The organism is Klebsiella sp. BIGb0138, assembly GCF_004342285.1.
Classification (GTDB): domain Bacteria; phylum Pseudomonadota; class Gammaproteobacteria; order Enterobacterales; family Enterobacteriaceae; genus Klebsiella.
Genome location: NZ_SMCV01000002.1, coordinates 533,065 through 557,486 on the forward strand (window position 1 = coordinate 533,065; position 24,422 = coordinate 557,486).

The window sequence follows — 24,422 nt, forward strand, 5'->3', positions numbered from 1 at the left end:
CCGTTTAACGGTCAGGCGACTGCCAATTTTTCGCGCGCATAGTGTAGCGCTTTTTCAATAACTTGCTCAATGTTTAGTTCAGTCGAATCGAGAACTAAAGCATCAGCGGCCGGGACAAGCGGCGCCACGCTGCGATTGCGGTCGCGATCGTCACGCTCTTTTATCTCGGACAAAAGACGTTCAAAGTTAACACTAAAGCCCTTTTCCTGCAACTGCAGCATGCGTCTGTGGGCACGCTCCTGCGCGGATGCATCAAGGAAAATTTTCACCGGCGCATCGGGAAACACCACGGTTCCCATGTCACGTCCATCGGCAATCAGGCCGGGCAATTCACGAAAAGCGCGCTGACGACGGAGTAACGCTTCACGCACGCGCGGAAACGCAGCCACTTTCGAGGCGGTATTCGCCACTTCCTGGGTACGGATTTCAGCGCTGACGTCTTCGCCTTCCAGCACGACCTCCAGATGACCGTCGGTGGAAATAAAACGTACATCCAGATGCGCGGCCAACGGCACCAGCGCCTCTTCCGATTCGACATCAACATGATGATGCAGCGCCGCGAGGGCCAGAACGCGATAGATAGCACCGGAATCCAGCAGATGCCAGCCCAGCGCTTCCGCCATTGCCTTGCACAACGTGCCTTTACCCGCGCCGCCAGGCCCATCAATGGTGATTACCGGAATATTTGCCGTCATCTTTTTCTCCTTCAGCAAGGCGCATAGAATATAAACGCCGCGCATTATACGCATCTATACGCCGGAAAGTGAGCATTGCTTGCAAATTACGGACTACCAGAAATGTAATGCAGAAGAATTGCGCAATTATAGCGGGCCGATGGAACATCAGCCCGGGAGATGACAATGTTTTACTTTTTTGCGTCGGCGAACGTTAAGCCAGCGTACTGATCCGCGCCAGCTGCTCGAAGTAATCCGGGAAGGTTTTCGCCGTGCACTTCGGATCGAGAATGGTCACCGGCGTATCGGACAGCGCCACCAGCGAGAAGCACATCGCCATGCGATGATCGTTATAGGTGCCAATCTCGGCAAACTGCAGTTCGAGCGGCGGCGTGATGCGGATATAATCCTCACCCTCTTCCACTTCGGCGCCCACTTTACGCAGTTCGGTCGCCATCGCAAACAGACGGTCGGTCTCTTTGACGCGCCAGTTATAGATGTTACGTAAGGTGGTGGTCCCCTTCGCAAACAGCGCCGCGGTAGCGATGGTCATCGCCGCATCCGGGATATGGTTCATATCCATATCAATCGCATTCAGCTCACCGCGAGTGCAGGCAATATAGTCTTCACCCCAGGTGACGGTGGCCCCCATCTTTTCCAGCACGTCGGCAAAGCGGATATCGCCCTGCACGCTATTGCGACCGATGCCGGTCACTTTTACGGTACCGCCTTTGATCGCCCCGGCGGCGAGGAAATAGGAAGCCGAAGAGGCATCGCCTTCCACCAGATAATCGCCCGGCGACTGGTACTGCTGATTGCCGCTGATGACAAAACGCTGATAAGCCTGGTTCTCGACCTCAACCCCAAAGGTTTTCATCAGATGCAGGGTGATATCAATATACGGTTTGGAAACCAGATCGCCTTTAATGGCGATCGTAGTATCCTGCGGCGCCAGAGGCGCGGCCATCAGCAACGCGGTCAGGAACTGGCTGGAGACGCTGCCGTCCACTTCAACCTGGCCGCCGGCAAAACCACCGCGCAGGCGCAGAGGCGGATAGTTTTCCTGCTCCAGATAATCAATTTGCGCGCCGCCCTGACGTAGAGCATCGACCAGATGACCAATCGGGCGCTCTTTCATCCGCGGCTCGCCGGTCAGCACGATATCGTTGCTTCCCAGGCACAGCGCGGCCGCCAGCGGACGCATCGCGGTCCCGGCGTTACCGAGGAACAGCTCCAGCGCGCTACCGGCCCGCAGCGGACCGGCGTTGCCGGTCACTTCACAGCGGGTACGATCGGCTGACAGGGCGTAATGAACTCCCAGGGCGCTCAGGGCATTCAGCATATGGCGTACATCGTCGCTGTCCAGCAGATTGGTCAGCACCGTAGTGCCACGGGCTAATGCCGCCAGCAGCAAAGCGCGGTTAGAGACACTTTTTGACCCAGGCAGGTTCACGGTGCCATCGACTCGCGCAATGGGTTGTAACGTCAGGGATTCCATCAAACTCAACTCTCAAACAAACAGAATAAAAACCCCGCAGGCCAGCTGCGGGGATGAAAAGCAAGACCGTGATTAGCCGTGACGACGTTCAAAGTCCTGCATAAAGTCGGTCAGCGCCTTCACGCCCGCCAGCGGCATCGCGTTATAGATAGAGGCACGCATACCGCCAACCACCCGGTGGCCTTTCAGCGCGTGCAGGCCCGCGGCGAAGGACTCTTCAAGGAACAGTTTATCCAGCGCGCTGTCGGCCAGCTGGAACGGCACGTTCATACGGGAACGGTTGGCCGCCGCCACGTCGTTACGATAGAAGCTGCTGCGATCGATAACGCCATAGAGCAGATCGGCTTTTTGCTGGTTGATCTGGTCCATTGCGGCCACCCCGCCCTGCTCTTTCAGCCATTTGAACACCAGGCCCGCCAGGTACCAGGCAAACGTCGGCGGGGTGTTAAACATCGAGTCGTTGGCATCCAGCACGGTGTAGTCAAGGATTGACGGACAGGCGACGTTGGCTTTGCCCAGCAGATCTTCGCGTACGATGACCAGCGTCAGGCCCGCCGGACCAATGTTTTTCTGCGCGCCGGCATAGATAACACCGTAACGGCTGACGTCGATCGGCGCAGAAAGAATGGTGGAGGAGAAATCGGCCGCAACAATCACGTCGTCAGCAAAATTCGGCGTTTCATCAATCGCAATACCGTCGATGGTTTCATTCGGGCAATAGTGCAGATACGCCGCGCCAGGGGTCAGCTGCCACTCGCTCATCGGTTTGACCGCCCGCAGGCCATCAACCGTCACTTTGGCGTCGATGGTATTGGGCGAACAGTATTTTTTCGCTTCTTTAACCGCGCTTGCCGCCCAGTAACCCGCATCGACGTAGTCTGCGGTGGTTTTATCACCCAGCAGGTTCAGCGGAACGCCCGCGAACTGACCGCGACCGCCGCCGTGGCAGAATAAAACTTTGTAGTTGGAAGGGATATTGAGCAGATCGCGAAAATCCTGTTCTGCCGCCTCGGCCACCTGGATAAACTCTTTGCCACGGTGACTGATTTCCATGACCGACGTACCCAGACCATGCCAGTCACACAATTCCTGCTGTGCCAGTTTGAGAACTTCCGCCGGCAGCATTGCCGGGCCCGAACTAAAGTTATAGACCTGAGCCATTTCCCCTCACCACGTTGCTATGTTGTCTGCCCGCGAACCATCGCGAGCATAAGTTATTCCTGTGGCTATCGGTTTTATCATTCAGTGACACACACCGCAACGAGTAAAACTAAGCGGCCACGAAATGCGGCCGCCGTCACACAAAAGAATCTGCCAGCTTGACGTCATAAAACCGACATAATTGCTGTCAGGTGACTCTTTTCGCCCGGCTGGCCCGCGACCATTCTGCATTTGCGCAGCGCGGACATAATTGTTTATCCCCGGCGCGTAGCCTAAGAACTGCGCTACAACGTACGCAGGCATATTCATCGTCGCGCGGAATGGTGGCGAAGCTCGCGTTGTGCGGCGGAGGTAAAATGGACAGGCCGGCTTTAACGTCTCGATCAGGATAGTAGTAGAGACTAATTTGTCCGTTCGTTTCCAGAATAGCCAACCTGACCTGACCCAGCTGTTCAACACCGTTGACCCGCAGCTCCATAAAAAACTCGAATTCGGTCATGTTTTCCGCCTGTAATTTTTCCCAGGCCAGTTCACCCTGTTCGATGACCGCGATCGGTTTGCCCTCCAGTAAGTCCTCCAGCTTCTCGCTTTTACCCATCAGCCACATAATCAGCCGGTAAAGCAGCGCCAGGGTGACAAAGACCACCAGCACCGGCAGCATCGGGACATCATCATAAAAAGCGACATCGCCCGCCGCGGAACCGAGGGTCAGAATAATGAGAACTTCAAACAGCGACATCTGCCGCACACCGCGTCGGCCGGTGATTTTAAGAAAAATAAAGACCAGTACAAAGGTGTACACGCTGCGCAGCGCCACCTCAGCCAAAAAATCCACTGGCACTTTATCCAACGCCATACGATGCCAATCAAATGCCTTCATGGTTAACGCCTGAACAGTTATCGGGTGTCAGTAAGGATAGCCAGACGATGGAGATAGCGCCGGTCATCTAAAAGCCGTATCATTGCGCGCTTTACGTACGATAAAAGTGATCGCCATGACTCAAACGTTTATTCCCGGCAAAGACGCCGCCCTGGAAGACTCCATCGCTCGCTTCCAGCAGAAGTTGCTCGACCTCGGATTTGATATTGAAGAGGCCTCATGGCTGAATCCGGTACCCCACGTGTGGTCAGTACATATCCGCGATAAAGAGTGTTCGCTGTGCTTCACCAACGGTAAAGGCGCGACCAAAAAAGCGGCGCTGGCCTCTGCTCTGGGCGAATACTTCGAACGTCTGTCCACCAACTATTTCTTCGCCGACTTCTGGCTGGGCGAAACGATCGCCAACGGGCCGTTCGTTCACTACCCGAACGAAAAATGGTTCCCGCTGACTGAAAACGACGACGTGCCGGAGGGCCTGCTGGATCCACGCCTGCGCGCATTCTACGATCCTGACGATCAGCTGACCGCCAGCATGCTGGTAGATCTGCAATCAGGTAACGATGAGCGCGGGGTTTGCGGCCTGCCGTTCACCCGTCAGTCCGATGGCGAAACCGTCTATATTCCGATGAATATCGTCGGCAACCTGTATGTATCTAACGGCATGTCTGCGGGTAATACCCCGAATGAAGCGCGTGTTCAGGGCCTGTCGGAAGTTTTTGAGCGTCACATTAAAAACCGCATTATCGCTGAAAGCATCAGCCTGCCGGAAATCCCGGCTGAGGTGATGGCGCGCTACCCGGGCGTGGTGGAATCCATCAATAAGCTGGAAGCGGAGGGTTTCCCGATTTTTGCCTACGATGGCTCGCTGGGCGGCAAATACCCGGTGATCTGCGTGGTGCTGTTTAACCCGACGAACGGGACCTGCTTCGCCTCCTTCGGCGCCCACCCGGATTTCGGCGTCGCGCTGGAACGTACCGTCACCGAGCTGCTGCAAGGCCGCAGCCTGAAAGATCTCGATGTCTTCACGCCGCCGACCTTCGATGATGAAGAGGTCGCCGAGCATGCCAACCTTGAAACCCACTTTATTGACTCCAGCGGTTTAATCTCCTGGGATATGTTCAAGCAGGATGCCGACTACCCGTTCGTCGACTGGAACTTCTCCGGTACGACGGAAGAAGAGTTCGCGACCCTGATGGCCATCTTCAAACAAGAAGATAAAGAAGTTTACATCGCTGACTACGAGCATCTGAGCGTCTACGCTTGCCGCATCATCGTTCCGGGGATGTCTGACATTTATCCGGCAGAAGATCTGTGGCTGGCGAATAACAGCATGGGCAGCCATTTGCGCGAAACCCTGCTTTCCCTGCCGGGCAGTGAGTGGGAGAAAGAAGATTATCTCGCGCTGATTGAACAGCTCGACGATGAAGGTAATGACGATTTTACCCGCGTACGCGAACTGCTGGGTCTGGCGACGGGCAAAGACAACGGCTGGTATACGCTGCGCATTGGTGAGCTGAAGGCGATGCTGGCGCTGGCGGGCGGCGATCTGGAACAGGCGCTGATCTGGACAGAATGGACCATTGAATTCAATGCCTCAATCTTCAGTGCAGAACGCGCGAACTACTACCGCTGCCTGCAGACGCTGTTGTTACTGAGCCAGGAAGAAGAACGCGAACCGTTACAGTACCTGAATGCCTTTGTCCGTATGTACGGTGCCGATGCGGTAGAAGCCGCCAGCGCCGCGCTGAGCGGTGAAGCGCCGTTCTACGGTCTGCAGGCGGTCGATAGCGATCTGCACGCTTTCCCGGCTCACCAGTCCTTGCTGAAAGCTTATGAAAAACTGCAGCGTGCAAAAGCCGCATTCTGGGCAAAATAAGACCGCCTTTCGCGGTTGAGCACTCTACCAGCGGGGCCGATTACGGCTCCGTTTTTTTATCCTTACGCACCGCCCCGCCTTATTTGTAGTTGCAAAGTTAATTTCGCGTAAAAAAAATTTACGCAGCACTTTATGGTTGTTAATTTTAATAAAAATACCCCATTTTAATTAACCGTCATTTGCGCGCAGAAATGAAAAAAATCAACATAAGTTGTAAATTTTAAAATTTATTTTCCTCATAAAAAACATAAAGTTAACCATGAAAAAAATGAAAACCATACATTGACAGGGCCTATAGTTCCGGTGGGATATGATCTACATCAATTTCCCTTCTATAATGCTTTGTTAGTATCTCACCGCCAACTTATATAAAGAGAGAGTTAGTGTGAAAGCTGACAACCCTTTTGATCTTTTACTCCCTGCTGCCATGGCGAAAGTTGCCGAAGAAGCAGGTATCTATAAAGCGACAAAGCACCCGATGAAGACATTTTATCTGGCGATTACCGCTGGTGTTTTCATTTCCATCGCTTTTGTCTTCTATATCACTGCAACGACCGGTACTGCCGCGATGCCTTTCGGTATTGCCAAGCTGATCGGAGGGATCTGCTTTTCACTCGGCCTGATTCTTTGCGTCATTTGCGGTGCAGACCTGTTTACCTCGACCGTTCTGATCGTCGTGGCGAAAGCCAGCGGGCGAATTACCTGGGGTCAACTGGCGCGAAACTGGCTCAACGTCTATGTTGGTAACCTGATAGGCGCTTTGCTGTTTGTCTTACTGATGTGGTTGTCTGGCGAGTATATGGCCGCCAACGGCGGTTGGGGCCTCAACGTCCTGCAAACCGCTGACCACAAAATGCACCATACTTTTATTGAAGCCGTGTGCCTGGGGATCCTGGCAAACCTGATGGTCTGTCTGGCGGTGTGGATGAGCTACTCCGGCCGCAGCCTGATGGACAAAGCCATGATTATGGTTTTACCCGTGGCCATGTTTGTTGCCAGCGGTTTTGAGCACAGTATCGCTAACATGTTTATGATCCCGATGGGGATCGTAATCCGCGACTTTGCAAGCCCGGAATTCTGGACCGCTATCGGTTCCACTCCGGAAAATTTCTCTCACCTGACCGTTATGAACTTCATCACTGATAACCTGATCCCGGTCACTATCGGGAACATTATCGGCGGTGGTCTGCTGGTTGGGTTGACATACTGGGTCATTTACCTGCGTGGCGACGACCATCACTAAGGGCCGTTTCAGGCAGTAAATAAAAAATCCACTTAAGAAGGTAGGTGTTACATGTCCGAGCTTAATGAAAAGTTAGCCACAGCCTGGGAAGGTTTCGCGAAAGGTGACTGGCAGAACGAAGTCAACGTCCGTGACTTTATCCAGAAAAACTATACCCCGTACGAAGGTGACGAGTCCTTCCTGGCTGGCGCAACTGAGGCGACCACCAAGCTGTGGGACAACGTAATGGAAGGTGTTAAACAGGAAAACCGCACTCACGCGCCTGTTGATTTTGACACTTCCCTTGCCTCCACCATCACTTCTCATGACGCTGGCTACATCGAAAAAGCACTTGAGAAAATCGTGGGTCTGCAGACTGAAGCGCCGCTGAAACGTGCAATCATCCCGTTCGGTGGTATCAAAATGGTTGAAGGTTCCTGCAAAGCGTACGATCGCGAGCTGGACCCGATGCTGAAAAAAATCTTCACTGAATACCGTAAAACGCATAACCAGGGCGTGTTTGATGTTTACACCAAAGACATCCTGAACTGCCGTAAATCAGGCGTTCTGACCGGCCTGCCAGATGCTTATGGCCGTGGTCGTATCATCGGTGACTACCGTCGCGTTGCGCTGTACGGTATTGATTTCCTGATGAAAGACAAATACGCTCAGTTCCTGTCTCTGCAGGATAAACTGGAAAGCGGCGAAGACCTGGAAGCGACTATCCGTCTGCGTGAAGAGATCTCCGAGCAGCACCGTGCTCTGGGCCAGATCAAAGAAATGGCCGCCAAATACGGCTACGATATTTCCGGTCCGGCAACGACCGCTCAGGAAGCCATCCAGTGGACCTACTTCGGTTACCTGGCTGCCGTTAAATCTCAGAACGGCGCGGCAATGTCCTTCGGCCGTACTTCCAGCTTCCTGGATATCTTCATCGAACGTGACCTGAAAGCCGGTAAAATCACCGAGCAAGACGCTCAGGAAATGATTGACCACCTGGTCATGAAACTGCGTATGGTTCGTTTCCTGCGTACTCCGGAATATGATGAACTGTTCTCCGGCGACCCGATTTGGGCAACCGAATCCATCGGTGGTATGGGCGTTGACGGTCGTACTCTGGTCACCAAAAACAGCTTCCGCTTCCTGAACACCCTGTACACCATGGGGCCGTCTCCGGAGCCGAACATCACCATTCTGTGGTCTGAAAAACTGCCGCTGAGCTTCAAGAAATTCGCCGCTAAAGTGTCTATCGATACCTCTTCTCTGCAGTATGAGAACGATGACCTGATGCGTCCGGACTTCAACAACGATGACTACGCTATCGCCTGCTGCGTTAGCCCGATGGTTGTTGGTAAGCAAATGCAGTTCTTCGGTGCCCGTGCTAACCTCGCGAAAACCATGCTGTACGCGATCAACGGCGGCGTTGATGAAAAACTGAAAATGCAGGTTGGCCCTAAATCTGAACCGATCAAAGGCGATGTCCTGAACTTCGACGAAGTGATGGAACGCATGGATCACTTCATGGACTGGCTGGCTAAACAGTACGTCACCGCGCTGAACATCATCCATTACATGCATGACAAGTACAGCTACGAAGCATCCCTGATGGCGCTGCACGACCGCGACGTGGTGCGCACCATGGCATGCGGTATCGCGGGTCTGTCCGTTGCGGCTGACTCCCTGTCTGCTATCAAATATGCGAAAGTTAAACCGATTCGTGACGAAGACGGTCTGGCTATCGACTTCGAAATCGAAGGCGAATATCCGCAGTTTGGTAACAACGACTCTCGCGTTGATGACATGGCGGTTGACCTGGTTGAACGTTTCATGAAGAAAATTCAGAAACTGCACACCTACCGCAATGCTATCCCGACGCAGTCGGTTCTGACCATTACTTCTAACGTGGTGTATGGTAAGAAAACCGGTAACACCCCAGACGGTCGTCGCGCTGGTGCGCCGTTCGGACCAGGCGCTAACCCAATGCACGGCCGTGACCAGAAAGGCGCTGTTGCCTCTCTGACCTCCGTCGCTAAACTGCCGTTTGCTTACGCGAAAGATGGTATTTCTTACACCTTCTCTATCGTTCCGAACGCACTGGGTAAAGACGACGAAGTTCGTAAGACCAACCTGGCTGGCCTGATGGATGGTTACTTCCACCACGAAGCATCTATCGAAGGCGGTCAGCACCTGAACGTCAACGTGATGAACCGTGAAATGCTGCTCGACGCCATGGAAAACCCGGAAAAATATCCGCAGTTGACCATCCGCGTATCTGGCTACGCAGTACGTTTTAACTCCCTGACTAAAGAACAGCAGCAGGACGTTATTACGCGTACCTTCACTCAGACCATGTAATGGGTGTGACTGAAATCGCGATTTAAAAAGCGTACAATAAAGGCTCCACGCAAGTGGGGCCTTTTTAACACCTTCCCTGCCGCAGTCTCTTTTGTCCGCTATCTATACTGAATGGATAACCGCCAAAACAGACTTAACACAGCCGGTTTGAGCTGTGCATCACAGGCCCCGGACGGGCCGAATCTGGAGATATCACCGCAATGTCAACTATTGGTCGTATTCACTCCTTTGAATCCTGTGGCACTGTCGATGGCCCAGGGATCCGTTTTATCACCTTCTTCCAGGGCTGCCTGATGCGCTGCCTGTATTGCCATAACCGCGATACCTGGGATACCCACGGCGGCACTGAAGTGACCGTCGAAAGCTTAATGAAAGAGGTCGTGACCTATCGCCACTTTATGAACGCCTCTGGCGGCGGCGTCACGGCATCCGGCGGCGAGGCGATTCTGCAGGCGGAGTTCGTCCGCGATTGGTTCCGCGCCTGCCACGAAGAAGGCATCCATACCTGTCTCGATACCAACGGCTTTGTCCGCCGCTACGATCCGGTCATCGATGAGCTGCTGGAAGTCACCGACCTGGTGATGCTTGACCTCAAGCAGATGAACGATGAGATCCACCAGAATCTGGTCGGCGTCTCTAACCACCGTACGCTGGAATTTGCCCGCTACCTGGCGAATAAAAACGTCAAAGTGTGGATTCGTTACGTGGTCGTTCCCGGCTGGTCAGATGATGATGATTCCGCACATCGCCTCGGCGAGTTTACCCGCGATATGGGCAACGTCGAAAAAATCGAACTGCTGCCGTATCACGAGTTAGGTAAACATAAGTGGGTGGCCATGGGCGAAGAGTACAAGCTGGATGGCGTGCATCCGCCGAAGAAAGAGACCATGGACCGGGTAAAAGGTATTCTCGAGCAGTATGGCCATAAGGTCATGTATTAACCCGACGGCGGCGATAGATACATTGCCCGGTTACGCAGAGTGTTCCCCGGATAGGGCGCAAAACGTCTTATCCGGGCGAAAAACGCGTCTGCCGGCATCACGACATAAAGTATTGCGACAGTTTATTTGCCACACTCTCAATCGAGAAAATGCGTTTCTGATGCGCTTTACGATACTCCGCATAGCGTTCATCCTGCTCCTCCAGCGCGTGGAGCATCCGATCGGCAACCATCATTGCGCCGGCAATTTCGGCAAATCCGGATTCACCTTCCCCTTGTAAAGCAACGGCGGCCTGCAGGTTCCAGTCCGATAAACGGGCCAGCGGCGTAAAAGTACCGCGCGTAAGCGACAATATTTTCACCCCCTGCTGCTTTGCCAGCGTCAAAGCCTGCATCATATCCGCCGATGCCTGTTCGGTATGAACGACGATAATTCCCGTCTTTTGCCGATCGGTTGACATGGGAATCGCCGCCGGATAAGAGCGATCGACGAAGCTGGCGACTTTCCCCATGTTGATTAAATTCATTTGTAGAAACAGAGCGACGGGCACCGCCGTACCTACAGCATAAATGGCAATATTATTCAGCGCATTCAGCCAAACCGCCGCGCTTTGCAGCTCCTGGGCATCGATAATGGCATTGCTGTCGCGAATGCTCGCCAGCACCGGCGCCATGTCTTCATCATCGCCCTCTTCCGAACGCGCAGCGCCCTGCTCAACCGCCAGCGCCGTTCTGAAATCTGAGAAACCTTTAAATCCAAACGCCCGACAAAAACGGGTAATACTGCCCTCGCTGGTATCAACAGAGTCAGCCAGTTCTGAAATGGTATGCCGCATCACAAAATCAGGATTTTCCGCAATAAAGCGGCCAACCTTCTCCAGTATCGGGCTGAGTTCCGAAGACCCATTCCGTATGTTTATCAATAAGTTATTATCTATCTGGCTCATTTTTTGCCTTTCTTGCTCAAAATGCAAACACAGTCACATCTTTCGTCCCGCGCTAAAGATAATAATTATTATCTCATGCAAAAAAATAAAAATAATTATTTTTACAAACAGGAGAACATCTCATGAAAGGTCTCATCGTCTGTCGTACCGGTATGGGCAGTTCCTTAATGCTCAAAATAAAAGCACAAAAAATCATCGATAAACACGGTTGGGATATCGAGCTGGAACACGACGTCCTCTCAGGTTTAAGAACCTGGCGAGATATTGATTTCGTCATCACGATGCGCGATCTCACCGATGAAGTCGAAGCTGCCGGGTTTAAAGCTATCGGTATCACCGACCTGATGAACAGTGAAGAAATGGAATCAGCGCTTACCCGCGTAATCCAGGACAACTAACCTCTCCCGGAGGCAATATGGATTTCCTCAGATTTATTGTATTCGACATTCTGGGCGTCACCCCACTTTTAGTTGGTTTTATCGCATTAATTGGCTTATTGATCCAACGAAAGCCCATTGAAAAGGTTCTCTCCGGGACGTTCAAAACGATTGTCGGCTTTCTGGTTTTTGCCGGCGGGGCCGGACTGGCGGTGACCTCTCTCGGTAATTTTCAAACATTATTCAGCGATGGATTTGGTCTGAAAGGCGTCATGCCGCTGGCGGAAGCGCTGACCGGTCTGGCACAAACTAAATTCGCGATGTGCGTTTCGCTGATTATGGTGATTGGTTTTGGCTGGAACCTGTTCTTTGCTCGCGTTACCCCCTTCAAATACATTTTTCTCACCGGGCAGCACAATCTCTATCTCTCCGCCCTGCTGACCGTCACGTTGAAAGCGCTCGGCTATAGCGACATGACCACCATTATTGTCGGTTCTATCCTGCTCGGGCTGGCCGCCTGCCTGTACCCGGCAATTGCCCAGCCGTGGATGAGGAAAATCACCGGTAATGATGAAATTGCGATGGGGCACTACGTGACGCTGGCCTATGCGGCATCCGGGTGGATCGGTTCAAAGGTAGGCGATCCTAAGCAGTCGACCGAAAAGCTGAATCTGCCCGGCTGGCTTGGGATCTTTAAAGATTACATCGTTTCCGTGTCGATCTCGGTCAGTATTTTCTATTACATTGCGGCGCTCGCCGCCGGGAAAGAGGCGGTGACCGCCGCCGCGGGCGGAATGCACTGGCTGGTTTACCCTCTGTTCCAGTCGCTCACTTTCACCGCGTCGCTGTACATCATCATTACTGGGGTACGCCTGCTGTTGTCAGAAATTGTCCCGGCCTTCCTCGGCATTTCGGAGAAATTCATTCCCAACGCCAAACCCGCCCTCGATTGCCCGGTGGTTTTCCCGTATGCACCAACCGCCACAGTACTGGGATTTATCTCTTCTTTTGTCGGCGGACTGGTGGTCATGGGCTTTCTGGCGATCCTCGGGCAAACCGTCATTATTCCGGTGGCGATCCCCTACTTCTTTATCGGCGCCACCGCGGCGGTATTTGGTAACGCCTCGGGCGGCTGGAAAGGGGCTATCGCCGGCAGCTTCGTCACCGGGATCCTGATTGGTATCGGCCCTGCGTTGATTTACCCCATCATGGAGTCCGTCGGCCTGTCGGGAACCAGCTTCCCGGAAACCGACTTTGTCGCCCTGGGCCTGGTTGTGTACTACATCGGCAAAATGCTGCCATAAGAAGGAAACAACATGAACATTGATGAACTGAAGTCCCATGCGCTCGCCGCTCGCCGCGATATCGTCACCATGATTTATGAGTCCGGCATTGGCCACCCGGGCGGCGCCCTATCGATAATCGATATCCTCACCTGGCTCTATTATCAGGAGGTTGACCTGGCGGCCTCGCCCCGCGCGCGCGTCGTTATGAGCAAGGGGCACGCCGTTGCCGCGCAGTACGCCATGCTTTACCAAAAAGGCAAAATCGAACGCAGCGAGTTCAATACATTCCGCCAGATCAATTCGCGCCTGCAGGGGCACCCCAGCATAAAATCGCTCCCGGATGTCGACGCGACGACCGGTTTGCTCGGCCAGGGACTCTCCATTGCTTTCGGTATGGCGGCCGCTAAAAAACGGCGCGACGATCCTCATCGGGTGTTTGCCATCATCGGTGATGGCGAAATGCATGAAGGGCAAATCTGGGAAACCTTACAGCAGGCCGGGCATATGAAAATGGATAATCTGGTCGCGATCATCGATTACAACGGCTTCTCTTCTCACGATCCGGTCAATGAGGTAGTTAATCTCGAGCCGCTGGCGGATAAGATCCGCAGCTTTGGCTGGCACGTGCTGGAGCTGCATAACGGTAATGATATGCACCAGGTAGCCGACACCCTGATGCTCTCCCGCCATCTGAAAGGCAAGCCCGTCGCCATCGTCGCCCATACCACCAAGGGCTCCGGCGTCAGCTACATGGAAAATAACGGCGACTGGCACTCAAAAACCCCGACCACAGAACAATACCAGCAGGCAATGGAGGAGTTACAGTGATGAAAGCACCGCGTGATGAGATCGGTAATGCACTGATTGCCCTGAAAGAAAAAGGCTACCCGGTCGTCGCTATCGATAGTGACTTAGCCAGTTCAACCCGCACCGACCAGTTTCAGGCGCGCTACCCGGAGGCCTTCTTTGAAATGGGCATTGCGGAAGGTTCAGCGATGAGTTTTGCCGTGGGTCAGGCGCTTGAGGGCTATATCCCCTACTATGTCAATTTTGCGATGTTTGTGACGGGGACGGCATGGACCCAGCTGCGCCAGGCCTGCTATGCCAAAGCCAACGTCAAGCTGGTCGGCAGCCATCCGGGCATGGATGACGGGCCGGACGGCGCCTCGCACCACGCGCTGGAGGATCTTGCCCTGACCCGGGTGCTGCCAGGCATGACGATCCTGACGCCGGCCGATGCCGAAGAAATAGCCGACGCCTTTGAGCAGGCGGCAAAAATCAAAGGCCCGGTTTATATCCGCGTGGCGCGTGAACCGATGCCGGTACGCGATAAGAGCGTGGTTCCGCGGGTCACCGATATTGCGGCCATCGCCAGTAGCGGCAATGATTTCGCCATTCTCTTTGAAGGCACGGTGCTGGAACAGGCCAGCGAAGGCTATGAAAGGCTGGTGGCCAGCGGTAAGAAAGGCAAGCTCATCCACGTGGCGAAGCTCAAACCCTTTAACCAGCAGGCGTTTTATGCGCTGGTAGCAAATTGCCCGCATATCGCCACCCTTGAGAATCACACGGTAAACGGCGGCCTTGGCGGTCAGGTGGCCGAAGCCATGGCGCAAGCGGCCCATCCTGCGCGCCTGACGCGTCTGGGAACGCAGGATACCTTCACCGAGTCGGGCAACAGCCGACAGCTCAAGGCAAAATACGGCATCTCCGGCGAGGCGCTGTATCACGCGCTTCGCTGACCGGCGCACGAGCCGGTCGCGCAGTGGCCGGCTCGCTATTTGAGGATCCTGTATGGATGAGAAATTATTTGCCGCTTGTCAGTATACGGAGCGGAGCCTGGACTGGCGCAGCGCCATTAGGCTGGCCTGCCACCCTCTGGCGCAGCAGGGGAAAATCAGCGCCGACTACACGGAAGCCATCATTAGCGCCACCGAGCAAAACGGCCCCTGGTACATACTCAGTCCGGAATTTGCACTCCCGCACGCCCGTCCGGATGAAGGGGTCCTGAGCCCGCACAGCGTTCTTTCTCTGGTTTGCTGCGCTGAGGCGGTGAAGTTCCCCGGTCATCCCGAGGTACGGTTGATTATCGTCCTGGCCGCGGCCGATAGTAAACAGCATATTCAGACTATCCAGCGGTTAGTCTGCTGGTTGGATGAGGAGGATCGGCTGCGTCAGCTCACCAGGGTAGGACATCAGAACCAGCTTGCTGCGCTCGTCGCTGGCGGCAAAGAATAAAAGGGGACTTTGTCCCCTTTTATTATCACCGTAGCGAAGGCCCGCAGAAAACTTACGCGTGCGCCACCGGCGTCGGATGGTGCCCCGCTTTACGCAGCAGCGTCAGCAGGTAAATAAACGACACGCTGGCGATCATGATAAATAACAGATTGTCGGAGAAATTCTGCATCAGCATCGCGGTGAACGTTGGCCCAAGCAGACTGCCGACGGTATAGCTCATCAGTAACGCCTGATTCATCGCGACCAGCTGATGACGTTCGACTTTTTCGCAGGCCCAGGCCATCGCCACCGGGTACAGCGTAAAGCCGGATGCGCCGAGGATAAACAACGCCGGGGCCATGGCGGCGCCGCTCAGCATCGCCAGGCAGCCCAGAATAACCACAAACACCTGCACGCGCAGCACCAGCAGACGACCGTAGCGATCGGCCATCCGCCCAATCGGCCACTGGCCAAGAATACCCGCGCTGACCATCACCGCCATCCAGAAGCCAATTCCGGCGTCGCTCACCCCCTGGTGGTTCAACCACAGCGGCATCAGGCCATACAGTGAGCCAAGGACAATTCCGGAGATAATACAGCCGTTAACGCCATGACGAGCCTGACGCAGCCTGAGCATTGGCCAGATGCGCGCAGGTTCATGCTGTTCATCGCTTTGATTCACCACGTGCGTAAACAGCAAAGGCAGAATCGCCGCCAGCGCCAGCGCGGTAACCCACGGCAGCACGCTCATCAGATCCGTCGGCAGCTTGCTGACCATCAGCTGGCCCAACACGGTCCCCACATAGTAAACCATCATATAGGCCGCCAGCAGACGACCACGGCTGCGTGCAGTACCGCTGCAAACCAGCGCGCTTTCCACCACCACCCAAATCATCGCGCAGCCCACGCCGGCGATAAAACGCCAGCTAAACCAGGTCCAGAAGCCAATAGTGACGCCAAGCCCGACGCAGCCCACCGCAAAGATCAGCGACGCCAGGTAATAGCTGCGGTTAAATCCCAGACGCTTAATGACCCATCCGGCCAGCAGCGTGCCGACCAGGTTGCCGGTAAAATAGGACGAACCGACCATCCCGACCTGCCAGGTAGGCATGTTTTCATGGGCGAGCCAAAGCGGGACGAGGGTATTTAAAACCGCGATCGCCAGCGTCAACAAAAGCAGGCCGCAGAGCAACATTTGCACCGGCCGGGTGTAGATGGACATGGATGTAACCGTGAGGAAGTTTAGATTTCGTGCGCATCATGCCACCGCTATAAACATTGTCAATCCACCAGAAATCAGGCAGGACGCGGTTTCACGGGCAACGATAGAAGTTTTTTATCCAGCGGAACGACAACAGAATTATTCTTTATATTATTCCATTGTTTTTATTAATTTATTGGAAAATAGCGGTAGGAATATCAGTAGAAAAATTTCATGAATCGACAGCATTTTTTATTGCGCCAGAAGTGAACATCCTGGCGCAATATCCAGGTTAGCTGGCGATGGCCATTCCCACCGTCATATGCAGACCGTAGAACACCCCGCGCCCCACCATCTCACCAATCAGCACCAGCACAAATGCCAGGCCTAACAGCGGTACGGCAGGTTGATACCCTTTCAGCAGCGGAACCACCCAGCACGCCAGCGCCAGCACCAGCGCGGCCACACGCCAGGCCATCAGCGACCCGTAATCGGGCACCAAAGCGGCAGCCTGCTGAATTGAGCTATGAATGGTCGGCAGTTCGCTGCCCTGCAGCAAGGCCACCATCACGCTGCCCACCAGCGCCAGCAGCGTAATGGCCGGCAGCAGGCGCATCGCCCAGCCGTCAACCCCCGCCACGCGTAGCAGCAGATAACCCAACAGCGGGCCGCCGATAAACAGGGTCAGGAAGAAGCTCAGCGGCGTCCAGACGCTATACCAGGTTGGTACGGTATCAATGGTGTTGTATACCCGCACCATCATCCAGACGAAGATAACGCCCAGCGCCATCGTCACCACCAGCCAGAGACTACGCAGCCCAACCGGCAGCTTTTTCACCACTGCCAGCAGCCAGCCGATACCGCCCACCGCGAAAAAGAGCGCGCCGCTGGCAATTTCGTTACTCAGCGCCGATGCGCCAACGCGGTTTAGCGAGTTAAAGGCGCGCATCGGCGATCCCAGGTGCATCGTCGAGGCGATAAAGCCAATCCCCATCAGCACCCATAAGCCGAACATACTCAGCACCACGCGCTGCTGCTGCTCGTTCGCTAAGCCACCTTTCATCAGCGCCACGGCCAGGACGATAAAACCGCCCGCCACGCATTGGCCAAAGACCGTGAAGATCATCAGCGGCCACTCATGCCATCCACTTCCCATTTCAGACCTCCTTCGGGTTGGCCAGATAGCCGGTTGTATCACCACACGGACGACTGTTGGCGTTCGGTTTGATGACAATACTGGGTTGGGTAAAATGCGCGGCCGGCAATGGCGCAACCGCAGCCAGCTCGCCGTGTTTCTTGCGCAGCTCCTCGATGGGGCCAAAATCCAGCGCGCGCAGCGGGCAGGATTCGACGCAAATCGGTTTTTTCCCCTCAGCAACACGCTCGTGGCAGCCATCGCACTTGGTCATATGCCCTTTCGCCGCATTGTACTGCGGCGCGCCGTATGGGCAGGCCATGTGGCAATAGCGACAGCCAATACATACATCTTCGTCGACTACCACAAAACCATCGTCGCGTTTATGCATCGCCCCGCTCGGGCACACTTTAGTGCAGGCCGGGTCTTCGCAGTGGTTACAGGCAATGGACAGGTAATAGGCAAAGACGTTCTGATGCCAGACGCCGTTATCTTCCTGCCAGTCGCCGCCCGCATATTCATAAATGCGACGGAAACTGACGTCCGGGGTTAAGTTTTTATAGTCTTTACAGGCCAGCTCGCAGGTTTTACAACCGGTGCAACGAGCAGAATCGATAAAAAATCCATATTGAGTTGTCATCGGTTATTCCTTACAGCTTCTCAACCTGGACCAGGTTGGTGTGCGATGGGTTACCTTTCGCCAACGGCGACGGGCGTTGGGTGGTGAGCACGTTGATGCTCCCCGCCTGATCCACGCGTCCTGCGTCCGGGTTATACCAGGCCCCCTCGCCCAGCGCGACGACGCCAGGCATCACCCGCGGCGTGACTTTAGCTTCGATATGCACTTCCCCGCGGCCGTTGAAAATACGGATGCGATCGCCATTGGCGATGCCGCGCTGTTTCGCATCGAGGGGGTTCATCCACATCTCCTGGCGACAGGCGGCCTTCAGCACGTCAACATTGCCGTAGGTCGAATGCACGCGGGATTTATAGTGAAAGCCGGTCAGCTGCAGCGGAAATTTTGCGCTCAGCGGATCGTTGTAGTTTTCAAAACCCGGGGTATAAATCGGCAGCGGATCGATCACATCGCCGTCAGGTAGCTGCCATGTCGCGGCGATTTTCGCCAGATCCTGGGAATAAATCTCGATTTTACCCGACGGCGTGGTCAGCGGATTGGCCTGCGGATCGTCGCGGAAGGCTTTATAGGCGACATGGTGCCCTTGCGGATCGCGCTGTTTATAAATCCCCTGCTGACGGAAGGTCTCAAAGTCCGGTAAATCAGGAATCGCCTTGCGCGAGAGTTCATGCAGATGGCGCATCCAGCCTTCCTGGGTGCGACCTTCGGTAAACTGTTGCTCCACGCCCATGCGTTTGGCCAGTTCCGTCGTCATGTCATAGATCGTTTTACATTCAAAACGTGGTTTAATCACCCGATCGGTAAAGATCACGTAGGACATATTGCCGCAGGAAGCATCGAGCGCGAAGTCCATCTGCTCGGACGCCGTGCAGTCCGGCAGTAGGATATCGGCGTATTTCGCCGATGACGTCATGTGGCAGTCGATTACCACGATCATCTCGCATTTCTTATCATCCTGCAGAATGTCGTGGGTACGGTTGATATCAGAATGCTGATTAATCAGACAGTTGCCAGCATAGTTCCAGATCATTTTGATCGGGACATCCAGCTTATCTTTGCCCCGTACGCCATCACGCAGCGCCGTCATTTCCGGACCGCGTTCAATGGCATCGGTCCACATAAACATCGAGATGCTGGTCTGTACCGGGTTCTCCAGCGTCGGCATACGCTCAAACGGCAGGTCGTATGACCCTTCACGCGCGCCGCTGTTACCGCCGTTGATCCCCACGTTACCGGTCAGAATCGCCAGCATTGCGATCGCGCGGGTGGCGATTTCGCCGTTCGCGTGGCGCTGCGGCCCCCACCCCTGGCTGATATAAGCCGGTTTCGCCGTCGCTATTTCACGCGCCAGCTGCACGATACGCTCGACCGGGATCCCGGTGATCGTTGATGCCCACTGCGGAGTTTTGGCAACGCCGTCGCTGCCCTGCCCGAGGATCCAGGCTTTGTAGTGTCCGTTAGCCGGCGCATCGGCAGGTAAGGTTTTTTCGTCGTAACCGACGCAGTATTTATCCAGGAAAGGGCGATCGACCAGGTTTTCGCTAATCATGACCCAGGCGAGCGCGGAAACCAGCGCGGCATCGGTACCGGGACGAATAGGGATCCACTCATCTTCACGGCCTGCGCCGGTATCGGTATAGCGCGGATCGATGATGATCATCCGCGCGTTGGATTTTTGCCGCGCCTGCTCAAGATAGTACGTCACCCCGCCGCCGCTCATCCGCGTTTCGCCAGGGTTATTTCCGAACAGCACTACCAGCTGGCTGTTTTCGATATCCGACGGGCTGTTACCATCCGCCCAGCCGCCGTAGGTGTAATTCAGGCCTGCGGCAATTTGTGCCGAAGAGTAGTCGCCATAGTGGTTAAGGTAGCCGCCGCAGCAGTTCATCAGGCGCGCGATTAACGTTTTTCCCGGCGGCCAGGAGCGGGTCATGGTGCCGCCAAGGGTTCCGGTGCCGTAATTCAGATAGATAGATTCGTTACCATAATCTTTAATCAGGCGCTGCATATTGCCGGCAATCGTATCGAAGGCCTCTTCCCAGCTAATCCGCGCGAATTTACCCTCACCGCGTTTGCCTACGCGTTTCATCGGGTATTTCAGCCGGTCCGGATTATAGACCCGCCGACGCATTGAACGCCCGCGCAGACAGGCGCGCACCTGATGCAGCCCGTCATAGTTATCATCGCCGGTATTATCGGTTTCAACGTATTTAATTTCGCCATCCACAACATGCATACGCAGCGGACAACGGCTACCGCAGTTCACGGTACAGGCACTCCAGGTGACCGTTTCACCGACTGGCGCCAGGCCATCGGCGGCGCGGGCAATGCGTGTGAAGGGTAACGTCAATGCGTTACTGGCCATCGCCAGACCGCCAATCGCCGTGGTTTTCATTAAACCACGCCGGCTGACTTCGGCAGCCAGTAAAGCATCGGGGGCTTTAATTTTCATGGATACTCGCTTTGGTTGCTCACAATATACTGACAATCGTTATATAGGTGTTTATATAACGAATTTTGTTTTTTATAGTTTTTTGTGCTGATTTAACTCAAAGGGAGTATGGAGGTATTCACCAGATGGATTATTGCCCGGCATCAATAAGAGGATAAAAAAAAAGCGCCCGAAGGCGCTTTTGAGAAGCAGGTAGAAAAATCAGCCGATAAATTCGAGGCCGCGCATGTAGGGGCGCAGAACTTCCGGGATCGTAATCCGACCGTCGGCCTGCTGATAGTTTTCCATCAGCGCAACCAGAGTACGCCCTACCGCCAGGCCAGAGCCGTTCAGGGTGTGTACCAGGCGCGTTTTCTTGTCAGACTTGCTGCGGCAACGCGCCTGCATACGACGCGCCTGGAAGTCCCAGACGTTGGAGCAGGAAGAAATTTCACGATAGGTATTCTGCGCCGGAACCCAGACTTCCAGATCGTAGGTTTTGCATGCGCTGAAGCCCATGTCACCGGTGCAGAGCGCCACTTTACGATACGGCAGACCCAGCAGTTGCAGCACTTTTTCCGCATGGCCGGTCATCTCTTCCAGCGCCGCCATAGAATCTTCCGGACGGACGATCTGCACCATTTCCACTTTGTCGAACTGATGCATACGGATCAGACCGCGGGTGTCACGCCCGTAGGATCCCGCTTCAGAACGGAAGCATGGCGTGTGGGCGGTCATCTTGATCGGCAGATCGTCTTCGTCGATGATCTCATCGCGAACCAGGTTAGTCAGCGGCACTTCCGCCGTGGGGATCAGCGCATAGTTGCTGCTGTCCGCCTCTTCTTCCAGCGGACGCGTATGGAACAGATCGCCGGCGAATTTCGGTAACTGGCCGGTACCGTACAGCGTTTCCTGGTTGACCAGATACGGTACGTAGTTTTCACTGTAGCCGTGCTGTTCGGTATGCAGATCCAGCATGAACTGTGCCAGCGCGCGGTGCAGACGGGCCAGCTGGCCTTTCATCACCACAAAACGGGAACCGGTCAGCTTAACGGCAGCGGCAAAATCCAGCCCGCCATGCATTTCACCCAGCGTCACATGGTCGCGAACGTCAAAATCAAACTCACGAGGGGTACCCCAGCGGCTGACTTCAACATTGTCGTTTTCGCTTTTACCCAGCGGAACGTCATCGTGCGGAACGTTCGGGATGGTCAAGGCGATGTCGCGGATTTCCGCCAGTAACACGTCCAGTTCGGCCTTTGCCGCATCCAGCTGTTCGCCAAGTTTGTTCACTTCCTGGCGTAATGGCTCGATATCTTCCCCGCGCGCTTTCGCCTGGCCAATGGATTTCGATCGGGAGTTACGCTCCGCCTGCAGGTTCTCAGTTTCCACCTGCAGAACTTTACGACGCTCTTCCAGAGCGCGCAGTTTATCTACATCCAGCTTAAAGCCCCGGCGTGCCAGTTTTTCAGCGACTGCGTCTGGCTCGGTACGCAGCAGATTGGGATCGAGCATGCTTATCCTGTGCTTATCGAATTAAAAAAGAAAAGTGGCCGCAGACTACGACCACCGGAATATCCTGATAACCTTACCGCAACGCCTCTGTTAGCGGTAGCGTTTTATGGGGCTATTTTGATCCTGTTCGCTAAGCCAGGCGAGCTTTTCGCCAATTTTCCCCTCCAGCCCCCGATTTGTTGGCTGATAATAGCGTGTTTGGGCCATTTCCTGCGGAAAATACGCTTCCCCGGCGGCATAGGCGTTCGGCTCATCATGGGCGTAGCGATACTCCTGCCCGTAGCCCATCTCTTTCATCAGCCGGGTCGGCGCATTACGCAGATGTACCGGCACGTCGTAATCCGGGCGCTCGCGGGCATCGGCCAGCGCCGCTTTAAACGCGGTATAGACCGCGTTGCTCTTCGGCGCGCAGGCCAGATAAACAATGGCCTGAGCAATGGCACGCTCGCCCTCGGCCGGCCCCACGCGGGTGAAGCAATCCCAGGCAGAGAGAGCCACCTGCATAGCCCGCGGATCGGCATTGCCGACATCTTCCGAAGCGATCGCCAGGCAGCGACGGGCGACATACAGCGGATCGCCGCCGGCGGTGATAATTCGCGCGTACCAGTACAGCGCAGCATCCGGCGCACTGCCGCGAACGGATTTGTGCAGCGCGGAAATCAGATCGTAAAAACGATCGCCTTTATTATCAAAACGGGCGCTGCGTTCCCCGGCGATTTCGGTCAGCAGTTCGGCCTGCAGCACCCGGTTGCCGGAGGCATCGGTCTCGGCCATATCGGCCATCATCTCAAGCGTATTGAGCGCGCGCCTGGCGTCGCCGTTGACCAGCCCGGCAATGGCCTGTCGGGTGTCGTCCGGCAGAACAATATTTTGCCCGCCGTAGCCGCGATGTTTATCGTTCATCGCCTGGGTTAGCACCTGTTCGATATCATCACTGGTTAGCGATTTCAGCAGGTAAACCCGCGCCCGGGATAACAGTGCGGAATTGAGTTCAAACGAGGGGTTTTCCGTCGTCGCGCCGATAAAGGTGATGGTGCCATCTTCAATATGCGGCAGGAAGGCATCCTGTTGACTTTTATTGAAACGATGGACTTCGTCGACGAACAGAATGGTGCGGCGGCCGGCATTGCGATTCTGCCTGGCGCGCTCGATGGCCTCACGGATCTCTTTCACTCCGGAGGTGACCGCCGAAATACGTTCGACGTCGGCGCTGGCGTAGCGCGCAATCACTTCGGCCAGCGTGGTTTTCCCGGTGCCTGGCGGCCCCCATAAAATCATCGAATGCAGGTGCCCGGCTTCAATCGCCCGCGGCAAAGGTTTACCCGGCGCCAGCAGATGCTGCTGGCCGATGTACTGCGCTAAATTTTCTGGCCGCATGCGGGCGGCCAGAGGTTGAAACGCATTGTCGGAAAAATCGAGCGGCAGATTGCTCACATTCGCCTCTACTTACGTTGATCGTCCACCGTAACCCCTTGCGGCGGCGTAAAGGTGAACTTAGATGCCTCGACCGCACCATTTTGCTGCGACTTCAGCTGGTAGCTGCTGCGCTGATCGTCCTGTTCCACCGCGCTAAACTGATGGATGGTACCGTCGCGGCCAACATTGATGGTGAACTGCTTCAGGTTGCCGCCGCCGCTTTTCGGCGTCAGGACAAAATCGTCGCCATTTTGTTTAATGTTGTACTGCTGCCAGTCGTTAGACTGGTTACGGGCAATCAACATAAACGGCGTATTGCTGGTGGCGTCTTTCAGCCAGGTCACCGTCGCCTGCTCCACAAACGGGTTGTAGAACCACAGCGTCTTGCCGTCGGAAACCAGGATGCTCTCATCCGGCTGCGTCATGTGCCAGTTGAAGAGATTGGGACGTTTGACCCACAGGTCGCCCTGGCCGTCCTGGACGGCATTGCCGCTGCCATCGGTCACTTTCTGGGTGAAGCTCGCGTGGAAGCTGCTCACCTTATCAAGGCGGCTTTTCAAGTCGCTGGCGGCATCCGCCCAAACCTGGCTGACAACAAATCCAGACAGTAATGCACAGGTGATTGCGAGTTTTTTCATTGTTATTCCTTAATGTGCG

General features: G+C 54.9%; 21 protein-coding genes. 9 read left to right on the plus strand and 12 right to left on the minus strand.

Annotation, left to right across the window (positions count from 1 at the left end):
* Positions 1-11 precede the first annotated feature (11 nt).
* The 4 genes from cmk to EDF73_RS06935 all read right to left on the minus strand — a co-directional run bounded on the left by cmk (position 12) and on the right by EDF73_RS06935 (position 4,213).
* Positions 12-695 carry a (d)CMP kinase gene (gene cmk / locus EDF73_RS06915; RefSeq protein ID WP_132727544.1) on the minus strand — a complete coding sequence of 228 codons (684 nt, stop codon included), beginning with the start codon at positions 693-695 and terminating at the stop codon, positions 12-14.
* Positions 696-888: 193 nt separating this feature from the next.
* Positions 889-2,172 carry a 3-phosphoshikimate 1-carboxyvinyltransferase gene (gene aroA / locus EDF73_RS06920; RefSeq protein WP_132727546.1) on the minus strand — a complete coding sequence of 428 codons (1,284 nt, stop codon included), beginning with the start codon at positions 2,170-2,172 and terminating at the stop codon, positions 889-891.
* Between the two features lie 72 nt (positions 2,173-2,244).
* Positions 2,245-3,333 carry a 3-phosphoserine/phosphohydroxythreonine transaminase gene (gene serC, locus EDF73_RS06925; RefSeq protein WP_132727549.1) on the minus strand — a complete coding sequence of 363 codons (1,089 nt, stop codon included), beginning with the start codon at positions 3,331-3,333 and terminating at the stop codon, positions 2,245-2,247.
* Between the two features lie 187 nt (positions 3,334-3,520).
* Positions 3,521-4,213 (minus strand): DUF421 domain-containing protein, encoded by a 693-nt coding sequence (locus EDF73_RS06935; RefSeq protein ID WP_132727553.1) that lies wholly within the window; start codon positions 4,211-4,213, stop codon positions 3,521-3,523.
* A 115-nt stretch (positions 4,214-4,328) separates the two neighbouring features.
* On the opposite strand from EDF73_RS06935, the gene ycaO reads away from it, so the two are divergent.
* The 4 genes from ycaO (at position 4,329) to pflA (ending at position 10,607) form a co-directional block, all read left to right on the plus strand.
* A complete protein-coding gene (gene ycaO, locus EDF73_RS06940; protein ID WP_132727556.1) occupies positions 4,329-6,089 on the plus strand; it encodes a 30S ribosomal protein S12 methylthiotransferase accessory factor YcaO in 1,761 nt (586 codons plus the stop codon).
* A 385-nt stretch (positions 6,090-6,474) separates the two neighbouring features.
* A complete protein-coding gene (gene focA / locus EDF73_RS06945) occupies positions 6,475-7,332 on the plus strand; it encodes a formate transporter FocA (RefSeq protein WP_132727558.1) in 858 nt (285 codons plus the stop codon).
* Positions 7,333-7,383: 51 nt separating this feature from the next.
* Positions 7,384-9,666 carry a formate C-acetyltransferase gene (gene pflB, locus EDF73_RS06950; RefSeq protein ID WP_132727561.1) on the plus strand — a complete coding sequence of 761 codons (2,283 nt, stop codon included), beginning with the start codon at positions 7,384-7,386 and terminating at the stop codon, positions 9,664-9,666.
* A 200-nt stretch (positions 9,667-9,866) separates the two neighbouring features.
* Positions 9,867-10,607: a pyruvate formate lyase 1-activating protein gene (pflA, locus tag EDF73_RS06955; RefSeq protein WP_132727564.1), complete on the plus strand. Its 741-nt coding sequence runs from the start codon at positions 9,867-9,869 to the stop codon at positions 10,605-10,607.
* Between the two features lie 97 nt (positions 10,608-10,704).
* On the opposite strand, the gene EDF73_RS06960 is transcribed toward pflA, so the two are convergent.
* On the minus strand, positions 10,705-11,553 hold the full coding sequence (locus EDF73_RS06960) for a MurR/RpiR family transcriptional regulator (protein ID WP_132727566.1): 849 nt from the start codon (positions 11,551-11,553) through the stop codon (positions 10,705-10,707).
* 122 nt (positions 11,554-11,675) lie between these two features.
* Here EDF73_RS06960 and EDF73_RS06965 point away from each other — a divergent pair, with 122 nt between their 5' ends.
* From EDF73_RS06965 to EDF73_RS06985, 5 genes are read left to right on the plus strand one after another with little or no spacing between them, the layout of a single operon-like run.
* Positions 11,676-11,951 carry a PTS sugar transporter subunit IIB gene (locus EDF73_RS06965; RefSeq protein WP_132727569.1) on the plus strand — a complete coding sequence of 92 codons (276 nt, stop codon included), beginning with the start codon at positions 11,676-11,678 and terminating at the stop codon, positions 11,949-11,951.
* A 17-nt stretch (positions 11,952-11,968) separates the two neighbouring features.
* Complete coding sequence (locus tag EDF73_RS06970; RefSeq protein WP_095095648.1) at positions 11,969-13,234, plus strand: PTS ascorbate transporter subunit IIC; 1,266 nt, start codon at positions 11,969-11,971, stop codon at positions 13,232-13,234.
* Between the two features lie 12 nt (positions 13,235-13,246).
* Positions 13,247-14,044, plus strand: coding sequence for a transketolase (locus EDF73_RS06975; RefSeq protein WP_132727572.1), 798 nt, complete (start codon positions 13,247-13,249; stop codon positions 14,042-14,044).
* The gene (locus tag EDF73_RS06980; protein ID WP_132727574.1) at positions 14,044-14,955 is read left to right on the plus strand and encodes a transketolase C-terminal domain-containing protein; all 912 of its coding nucleotides are present in this window, start codon (positions 14,044-14,046) and stop codon (positions 14,953-14,955) included. Before EDF73_RS06975 ends, EDF73_RS06980 begins: the two co-directional genes overlap by 1 nt.
* A 52-nt stretch (positions 14,956-15,007) precedes the next feature.
* Positions 15,008-15,451 (plus strand): PTS sugar transporter subunit IIA, encoded by a 444-nt coding sequence (locus tag EDF73_RS06985; protein WP_132727577.1) that lies wholly within the window; start codon positions 15,008-15,010, stop codon positions 15,449-15,451.
* A 52-nt stretch (positions 15,452-15,503) separates the two neighbouring features.
* On the opposite strand, the gene EDF73_RS06990 is transcribed toward EDF73_RS06985, so the two are convergent.
* The 7 genes from EDF73_RS06990 to lolA all read right to left on the minus strand — a co-directional run bounded on the left by EDF73_RS06990 (position 15,504) and on the right by lolA (position 24,403).
* On the minus strand, positions 15,504-16,652 hold the full coding sequence (locus tag EDF73_RS06990) for an MFS transporter (RefSeq protein ID WP_132727579.1): 1,149 nt from the start codon (positions 16,650-16,652) through the stop codon (positions 15,504-15,506).
* A gap of 271 nt (positions 16,653-16,923) precedes the next feature.
* Positions 16,924-17,787, minus strand: a complete 864-nt coding sequence (locus EDF73_RS06995) for a dimethyl sulfoxide reductase anchor subunit family protein (RefSeq protein ID WP_132727582.1) — start codon at positions 17,785-17,787, stop codon at positions 16,924-16,926.
* A gap of 1 nt (position 17,788) precedes the next feature.
* Positions 17,789-18,406 (minus strand): DMSO/selenate family reductase complex B subunit, encoded by a 618-nt coding sequence (locus EDF73_RS07000; RefSeq protein WP_132727585.1) that lies wholly within the window; start codon positions 18,404-18,406, stop codon positions 17,789-17,791.
* A 10-nt stretch (positions 18,407-18,416) separates the two neighbouring features.
* Positions 18,417-20,855 carry a dimethylsulfoxide reductase subunit A gene (gene dmsA, locus EDF73_RS07005; protein WP_132727587.1) on the minus strand — a complete coding sequence of 813 codons (2,439 nt, stop codon included), beginning with the start codon at positions 20,853-20,855 and terminating at the stop codon, positions 18,417-18,419.
* Between the two features lie 201 nt (positions 20,856-21,056).
* The gene (gene serS / locus EDF73_RS07010) at positions 21,057-22,349 is read right to left on the minus strand and encodes a serine--tRNA ligase (RefSeq protein ID WP_132727590.1); all 1,293 of its coding nucleotides are present in this window, start codon (positions 22,347-22,349) and stop codon (positions 21,057-21,059) included.
* A 90-nt stretch (positions 22,350-22,439) separates the two neighbouring features.
* The gene (locus EDF73_RS07015) at positions 22,440-23,783 is read right to left on the minus strand and encodes a replication-associated recombination protein A (RefSeq protein ID WP_132727592.1); all 1,344 of its coding nucleotides are present in this window, start codon (positions 23,781-23,783) and stop codon (positions 22,440-22,442) included.
* 8 nt (positions 23,784-23,791) lie between these two features.
* Positions 23,792-24,403 (minus strand): outer membrane lipoprotein chaperone LolA, encoded by a 612-nt coding sequence (gene lolA / locus EDF73_RS07020; protein WP_132727594.1) that lies wholly within the window; start codon positions 24,401-24,403, stop codon positions 23,792-23,794.
* Positions 24,404-24,422: the final 19 nt, after the last annotated feature.